This is a genomic window from Blautia sp. DFI.1.216 (assembly GCF_020594215.1).
Taxonomy (GTDB): Bacteria; Bacillota; Clostridia; order Lachnospirales; family Lachnospiraceae; genus Blautia_A; species Blautia_A wexlerae.
In genome coordinates, this window is record NZ_JAJDML010000167.1 from 1 (window position 1) to 557 (window position 557).

Sequence of the window (557 nt, forward strand, 5' to 3'; positions counted from 1 at the left end):
TAAAGGGAAAGTGACTATCCCTGCCGGTTAATAATCCAAATAATATCGTCTATACTTATCTCTCCTTATGCTGTTTTTCTCTCCATAAACCATTTATCCACTTCATAAAACAAGTGACTTTCCTGCCCCTGTATCATACAGGTGTACATCATTCCTACACCGCCTGCCTTTCTGCTGGCACATCGCTCGATTTTCAAAATTCTGTCGATGTTATATTTTCTTCCATCTTCCCATGTAAAAAATATGGGAACCAGTTGTCCGTCTTTCCGGAACTCTGCCACTACATCTACATATACTTTATTCATGCCGACACCTCACTATAAAATCTCGATTGCTCTTGGTGATGCCGGGATTCTGCGAATATATCCATTTTGCTCCAACTGCTTGATTCTGGAAAAAGCAGATGATGTTGATTTCACCCCGATCAACTCTCCAAATTCCCGGACTGTCGGCGGGTATCCATGCTCCTTCATATAATTCAAAATACATTGATAACTTTCTTTCTACTACAATATATTTATGGTTAATATCCCTTACATCCAGTAAGGAATTATCCA

General features: G+C 39.3%; 2 protein-coding genes. Both read right to left on the minus strand.

What is annotated here, in order from left to right; translation table 11 throughout:
- Window positions 1-65 precede the first annotated feature (65 nt).
- A complete protein-coding gene (locus tag LJE11_RS19255) occupies window positions 66-305 on the minus strand; it encodes a hypothetical protein (RefSeq protein WP_055180584.1) in 240 nt (79 codons plus the stop codon).
- On the minus strand, window positions 298-557 hold a 260-nt coding region (locus LJE11_RS20925), incomplete at its 5' end, for a hypothetical protein (protein WP_442860896.1). The genes LJE11_RS20925 and LJE11_RS19255, both read right to left, overlap by 8 nt.